We start from the raw sequence: 284 nt of genomic DNA on the forward strand, positions 1-284 counted from the left end.
ATGGCCCCGGAGAGCATCTGCGCGTAGTCCTGCACGGGGAGGGCATCGAAGAGGTAGCGGCCCAGGCCGCCGAGGGGGAGATACGCGGCGACGGTCGCGGTGGCGACGACCTGGAGCACGGCCGAACGCAGGCCCCCGACGATCAGGGGCAGGGCGAGGGGCACCTCGACGCGGCAGAGGATTTGCCACTCGGTCATGCCCAGGGCGCGGGAGGCGTCCACCGCGGCCCGGTCGACGGACTCGACCCCGGAGTAGGCTCCCGCGAGGATCGGGGGGATCGCGAG

General features: G+C 73.2%; 1 protein-coding gene. It reads right to left on the reverse strand.

What is annotated here, in order from left to right:
- Positions 1-284: ABC transporter permease (locus OOT08_RS17675; protein WP_325094179.1), on the reverse strand; the 284-nt coding region annotated here is incomplete at both ends.

This window comes from Leucobacter sp. M11, assembly GCF_035726885.1.
Classification (GTDB): domain Bacteria; phylum Actinomycetota; class Actinomycetes; order Actinomycetales; family Microbacteriaceae; genus JAPFRB01.